The 6,486-nt window shown below is 69.6% G+C and carries 7 protein-coding genes; 2 read left to right on the top strand and 5 right to left on the bottom strand.

From position 1 onward, the window contains the following. The first annotated feature begins 431 nt into the window (after positions 1 to 431). The gene (locus NBG84_RS18475; protein WP_250920792.1) at positions 432 to 1,217 is read left to right on the top strand and encodes a hypothetical protein; all 786 of its coding nucleotides are present in this window, start codon (positions 432 to 434) and stop codon (positions 1,215 to 1,217) included. 106 nt (positions 1,218 to 1,323) lie between these two features. Beyond that, positions 1,324 to 1,608 (top strand): hypothetical protein, encoded by a 285-nt coding sequence (locus tag NBG84_RS18470; protein WP_250920791.1) that lies wholly within the window; start codon positions 1,324 to 1,326, stop codon positions 1,606 to 1,608. An 87-nt stretch (positions 1,609 to 1,695) separates the two neighbouring features. Here NBG84_RS18470 and der read toward each other — a convergent pair whose 3' ends face one another. From der to aroH, 5 genes are all read right to left on the bottom strand, one after another. Beyond that, positions 1,696 to 3,144, bottom strand: a complete 1,449-nt coding sequence (gene der / locus NBG84_RS18465) for a ribosome biogenesis GTPase Der (protein ID WP_250920595.1) — start codon at positions 3,142 to 3,144, stop codon at positions 1,696 to 1,698. Positions 3,145 to 3,221: 77 nt separating this feature from the next. Continuing rightward, a complete protein-coding gene (locus NBG84_RS18460; protein ID WP_250920790.1) occupies positions 3,222 to 3,815 on the bottom strand; it encodes a lysophospholipid acyltransferase family protein in 594 nt (197 codons plus the stop codon). Between the two features lie 53 nt (positions 3,816 to 3,868). Further along, entirely contained in the window at positions 3,869 to 4,558 is a 690-nt protein-coding gene (cmk, locus tag NBG84_RS18455; protein ID WP_250920594.1) for a (d)CMP kinase, read from the bottom strand. Between the two features lie 371 nt (positions 4,559 to 4,929). Then, positions 4,930 to 6,015 (bottom strand): prephenate dehydrogenase, encoded by a 1,086-nt coding sequence (locus tag NBG84_RS18450; RefSeq protein WP_250920593.1) that lies wholly within the window; start codon positions 6,013 to 6,015, stop codon positions 4,930 to 4,932. Further along, positions 6,012 to 6,374 carry a chorismate mutase gene (aroH, locus tag NBG84_RS18445; RefSeq protein WP_250920592.1) on the bottom strand — a complete coding sequence of 121 codons (363 nt, stop codon included), beginning with the start codon at positions 6,372 to 6,374 and terminating at the stop codon, positions 6,012 to 6,014. The genes NBG84_RS18450 and aroH overlap by 4 nt, the downstream gene beginning before the upstream one ends. Positions 6,375 to 6,486 lie beyond the last annotated feature (112 nt).

Below are 6,486 nucleotides of genomic sequence, written 5' to 3'. Positions count from 1 at the left end.
CCGCACTGGCGGTGCGGTCGGGCGGGCTGTCCCGGGCGGTGCGCTCTGCACACAGCCGAGGAATCTAGGGACGGCGGTGCCTGGACGGCAATGAATCACCAGTCCGGGCAGGCCAGTTGCCCATTACCCGAGGTAGCGGCTGCTTCAGGACACCCACTTGAGTGGGGGATTTCCTCATTTACCACCCTCCCGAGGGAGGCCCCTGTGAGGTGGTTCACCAGATGAATCTCGCTGTGTTCACCCATGGTTGACGGAAAGTAAGCGATTTCGCGGATGTTCATGATCGTTCGGGAGGGTAGTTGGGGCGGGTTCCCTCCGATCTCCCGCTGATGTCGCGAACGGGCGTGACTCCGGCCACAGCTCACCCGTTGAACTCTTTATGAGCCGGGAACCGCCCGGCTCGCATGATCAAGTCCTAGGAGCCACCCGTGATGCTCGACGTCAGCGAGGACGTACGCGCCGAGATCGGAGACCAAGAAGCCGATCGGCTGCTCGCCGGCGAGAACGCCCCGGGCAGCTATGACTGCACCTCCTGCCGTACCCCGGGTGACACCGGGCAGGAGCGCACCAGCACTGTGCTGTTCGTCGGCGAGGAGACCGCCGTTCTCGCCTTCGCCCATGCCACCTGCATCCCCTCCCAGGTCGTCCAGGTCGCCGAGTCCGAACTCCAGGGCGCCGTCCGGTCCATCACCGGCGAGGAGCCCGGCCCGGTGCCGGCCCCGGCCGTGGGAACCGCCCCCGGTCAGGCGGTCCTCGGCGTCACCAGCGGTCTGATCCTGATCGACGGCGACCTCCACCCCGCCCTGGTCGTCGAGCCGACCGGCCCGATCGCCCGCCCCGGCAGCCTGGGTGAGTACGGGGACGACTTCCTGCCGCTCCTGATCGAGCAGGGGTTCCAGCCGGTGCACGATGTGAACAAGCCACCGAGCCAGCTCCAGGGCTGGTCGGTACTGCTGGCCATGGGACAGCTGCACGCGGTGCTCCAGCCGAGCATCGCGGGCACCAGCCCCGTCGCCTGGTGGCAGGCGCATCAGCCCCTGGTGGTCACCGAGGGCTGGCGCGCCGCCGTCCACAAGTCACGCCGGGTACTGGTGTTCGCCGCCCCGGTCGGCGCGATCGGGCAGCAACCGCGCGAGGACCTGCTGCGGGACGCGCTGGAGAAGGCGGCGGCAAGCGGTCTGCTGGTCGCCGCCGCGATGCCGCTGGCGGGTACCTGAACACGGGCGGGTACCGCGGAGAGTGACGGGGAGGGTTATGAGTCGTTTGCGTAACGTGCACTCATACGACCCCTCTCGTCAGCCGTACCAGAGCCAGATCCCCGGGATGCGTCCCGCGCGTGAGGCTTATGCGGGCCACTCCCCCACGCCCATCTATGACGCGCTGTACGCCGAGTACCGCCGGTCGTTCCGGGCCCTGCCCGGCGACCGGACCGGCGAGGAGCACCTCGGGTTCCACTCCTTCGGCACCGGGTTGACCGGTACCCGTGGCGTCTCGGGTGTGGGACAGCACTATCCCGGTACGGGATGGCAGCCCTACCCCGTGCCTCGACCAGCCCATATGGGACACCACCAAGCCGCCTTGCCACCCGGCCCGCGCCGGGGTGTCTGAACGAGCGAGGCCCTGTGAACCACCCGCAAGGGCGCTGCCCCGGAACTGTTCAACCAGTCCGGGGCAGCGCTCTGACCAAGGGGTGGGTCACTTCTTGCGACCGCGCTTCTCCCGGACCCGTACGGAGATATGGATCGGGGTGCCCTCGAAGGCGAACTCCTCGCGCAACCGGCGCTCGATGAAGCGACGGTATCCGTGCTCCAGGAAGCCGGAGGCGAAGAGCACGAACCGCGGCGGCTTGGTGCCCGCCTGGGTGCCGAAGAGGATGCGCGGCTGCTTTCCGCCCCGGACCGGGTGCGGGTGCGCGGCGACGATCTCACCGAGGAAGGCGTTCAGACGACCGGTGGGGATTCGGGTCTCCCACCCCGCCAGCGCCGTCTCGATGGCCGGAACCAGCTTCTCCATATGACGGCCGGTGAGGGCCGAGACATTGACCCGCGGGGCCCAGGCGATCTGGGCGAGCTCGGTCTCGATCTCGCGCTCCAGGTAGTAGCGCCGCTCCTCGTCGAGGGTGTCCCACTTGTTGAAGGCGATGACCAGGGCCCGGCCCGCTTCCACGGCCATGGTGATGATCCGCTGGTCCTGGACGCTGATGGACTCGCTGGAGTCGATCAGGATGACAGCCACTTCCGCCTTCTCCACGGCGGCAGCGGTGCGCAGCGAGGCGTAGTAGTCCGCGCCCTCCTGAAGGTGGACACGGCGCCGGATACCGGCGGTGTCGATGAACTTCCAGGTCACCCCGCCCAGCTCGATCAGCTCATCGACCGGGTCACGCGTGGTTCCCGCCTGTGCGTTGACGACGACCCGGTCTTCTTTGGCCACCTTGTTCAGCAAGGACGACTTGCCGACATTGGGGCGGCCGATGAGGGCGATGCGACGCGGTCCGCCGACGCCGGTGCCGAAGGTCTGCGCGGGGGCCTCGGGGAGTGCTTCGAGTACGGCGTCGAGCATGTCTCCCGTACCGCGGCCGTGCAGCGAGGAGACCGGGTGGGGCTCCCCGAGACCGAGTGACCACAGCGAGGTGGCATCCGCCTCACCGCTGGGTCCGTCGACCTTGTTGGCGCAGAGCACCACCGGCTTCCCGGCCCGGCGCAGCAGCTTGACGACGGCCTCGTCGGTGTCGGTGGCGCCGACGGTGGAGTCCACGACGAAGACGACCGCGTCAGCGGCCTCGATGGCGTACTCGGCCTGGGCGGCGACGGAGGCGTCGAGTCCGAGGACGTCCTGCTCCCAGCCGCCGGTGTCGACGACCTTGAAGCGGCGGCCCGCCCATTCGGCCTCATAGGTGACGCGGTCACGGGTGACACCCGGCCGGTCCTCGACGACGGCCTCACGGCGGCCGATGATGCGGTTCACCAAAGTCGACTTCCCGACATTGGGTCGGCCGACGACGGCGAGTACGGGCAGCGGTCCGTGACCGGCCTCGTCGATCGCGTCCTCAACCTCCTCGACGTCGAAGCCCTCTTCCGCGGCGAGCTCCATGAACTCCGTGTACTCGGCATCGCCGAGCGCTCCGTGGTCGTGCTGGTCGTTCATGAAGTCCGTTCCTCACGAGATCATCGTGCGGCTACCGCCGCATGGCGGACCGCGGTCGTGCGGTCCCTGCTCAAGTCTTAACCGGCGCGCCCGGTGGCGCGCCTGGCAATTTCCAGATGGTCGGCAAGCCGCCCCTGGATACGTACGGTGGCCTCGTCCAGTGCCTTGCGGGTGCGCAGGCCACTTCCGTCACCCGCTTCGAAGGCGTCCCCGAAGACGACATCGACCTTGCCCCGCAGCGGGGGCAGCGTCTTGACCAGCCGCCCCGAGCGTTCGGCGCTGCCCAGTACGGCGACCGGAACGATGGGAGCCCCGGAGCGTACGGCGAAGTACGCGAGCCCGGCGCGCAGCGAGGCGAAGTCGCCCTCGCCGCGGGTGCCCTCGGGAAATATGCCGAGGACACCGCCCGCCTCCAGCGCGCCCAGCGCGCCGGTGATGGCAGCCCGGTCGGTGGTCGACCGGTCCACTTTCAGCTGACCGATACCCAGCAGAAAGGGGTCGAGCGGGCCGACGAAGGCCTCTTTCTTGATCAGGAAGTGCACGGGTCGGGGCGCCGTGCCCATCAGCATCGGGCCGTCGAGGATATGCGAGTGATTGACGGCGAAGATCACCGGGCCGGCCGCGGGTACGCGCCAGGCGCCAAGCACCCGCGGCTTCCACAGCCCGTACATCAGTCCGATGCCGATGCGCCGGCCGACGGCCGCGCCCTTCTGGGACGGCAGGGTCACCGGGCGGCTCGCTTCTGTTCCACCAGGGTGACCACGCGCTCGATGACCTGCTGCAAGGTCAACTCGGTGGTGTCGACCTCAAGGGCGTCATCCGCCTTGGCCAAGGGGGACGTCTTACGGCCGGAGTCGGCAGCGTCCCGCTTGAGCAGTGCTTCCTTGGTGGCCAGAACGTCGGAGCCGGCGCCCTTGAGCTCGCCGCTGCGGCGGGCGGCCCTGGCCTCGGGTGACGCGGTCAGGAAGATCTTGAGGTCGGCGTCCGGCAGCACGGTGGTACCGATGTCCCGGCCCTCGACGACGATTCCGGTGACGGCTGACGCGGCGATGGAGCGCTGGAGGTCGGTGAGCGCGGTGCGCACCTCGGGGATCGCACTGACCGCGCTGACCTTGGCGCTGACCTCGGGGGTACGGATGGGCCCGGCGGCATCCACCCCGTCGACCGTGATCGTCGGGTCGATCGGGTCGGTGCCGGAGAGGATGGCGGGCTTGGCGGCGGCGGTGGCGATGGCGACCGGATCAGCGACATCGATACCGTTGGTGATCATCCACCAGGTGATGGCCCGGTACTGGGCGCCGGTGTCCAGATAGCTGAGCCCCAGGGCGGCGGCCACGGCCTTGGACGTGCTCGACTTGCCTGTGCCGGCAGGGCCGTCGATGGCGACGATCACGGATTCCACGGTGGCGGACACCCTTCCTGAGGTTTGGATCGGGCCAGGCGAAAATGCCGATGGGCCCCGAATAAGGTTACCGATTGACTGGACCCTCCTGGGCCACCCGGATGGCCGCTCCGGGAAGGAGCTGGTACGGAGCCGCCTCAGGCCCCCTGCGGCGGGTGGGCCAGCGGGGTCCCCGCGAGGCGGTTCTCCCGGCAACCGCAACGGTTTCGCCGCGTCGGCGGGGTGCCTCAGCGGGGAGGTCTCCCATCGAGGTCCGCCCTGAGCCCGGCTGGATCACGGGGCTCCACCGGTGCGATCAGACCGCGCCGGGAGACATCGGCGGTGAAGGGTGCACGACCCGGGAGAAGTACCCGGGCCGGTTCACAGCGTACGGCTGCCAGCGGCTACTGCCGGATCGACCAGCCCCGCTCGCGTAGCGAGGCGGTCAGGATCGTTACCGCCGAGGGTTCCACCATGAGCTGTACCAGGCCCGCCTGCTGCCCGGTGGCATGCTCGATGCGGACGTCCTCGATGTTGACGCCGGCCCGGCCGGCATCGGCGAAGATCCGTGCCAGCTCCCCCGGCCGGTCGCTGATCAGTACGGCGACGATCTCGTACGCGGCCGGTCCCGCACCGTGCTTGCCCGGGACCCTGGCCCTACCCGCGTTCCCCCGGCGCAGCACGTCCTCGATGCCCTCGACCCCGCCCTGCCGCTTGGACTCGTCGGCGGACTGGAGCGCCCGCAACGCCCGTACCGTCTCATCCAGGTCGGCCGCGACCCCGGACAGTACATCGGCCACCGGACCGGGGTTGGCGGAGAGGATGTCGACCCACATCCGCGGATCGGACGCGGCGATCCGGGTCACGTCGCGGATGCCCTGGCCGCAGAGGCGTACGGCGGTCTCGTCCGCTTCCTGGAGTCGGGCCGCGACCATCGATGAGAGCAGTTGGGGGGTGTGGGAGACCAGTGCGACCGCCCGGTCGTGGGCGTCGGCGTCCATGACCACCGGGACCGCTCGGCACAGGGCCACCAGTTCCAGGGCGAGATTGAGGACCTCGGTGTCCGTGTCCCGGGTGGGGGTGAGCACCCATGGCCTGCCCTCAAAGAGGTCGGCCGATCCCGCGAGCGGTCCCGAACGCTCCTTGCCTGACATCGGATGCGTCCCGATGTAGCTGGTGAGATCGAGGCCGAGCGCCTCCAGCTCACGCCGCGGGCCGCCCTTGACGCTGGCCACGTCGAGATAGCCGCGGGCGCTGCCGGCCCGCATCGCGTCGGCGAGTGCGGTGGCGACGTGCGCGGGGGGTACGGCGACGATCACCAGGTCCACCGGGCCGTCGGGCGGCTCGTCCGTACCGGCGCCGATGGCGGCGGCGGTACGCGCTCGCTCCGGATCGTGGTCCCGCAGATGGACGACCACACCGCGGCCGGCCAGGGCCAGGGCGGCGGAGGTGCCGATCAGGCCGGTGCCGATGACGAGGGCGGTTCTCACTGGGCGATGTCCTTGCGAAGAGCGGCGGTGGCACCGAGGTACACATGGGTGATCTCGACCCGGTCCAGAGCGGACTCGATATGCGCGAGGACCCGCACCACGCGGGGCATGGCGCCGGCCACATCGATCTCCTGGGCGCAGATCAGCGGTACGTCCACGATGCCGAGCCCCCGGGCTGCCGCCGCCGGGAAGTCGCTGCGCAGATCGGGGGTCGCGGTGAACCAGATGCTGATCAGATCGTCGGCGACCAGTGCGTTTCGCTCAAGGATGGCGATGAGCAGCGCGCTGACCTGCTCGCCCATGTGTCCGGCCTCGTCCCGATCCAACTGGACGGCTCCGCGGACCGCTCGTACCGCCACATCGTCTCCCTCTGCCGCACCCTGCCGCGCCGTCGGGTGCGACAGCTCCCTTCAGCCTAGTCAGCCTGCCGGATCGACGCGGTGGCGCCCGTCGTGCGAGACGGGCGCCACC

This window comes from Streptomyces albipurpureus, from assembly GCF_023701525.1.
Classification (GTDB): domain Bacteria; phylum Actinomycetota; class Actinomycetes; order Streptomycetales; family Streptomycetaceae; genus Streptomyces; species Streptomyces albipurpureus.
This window is presented reverse-complemented; position numbering and strand designations above follow the sequence as displayed.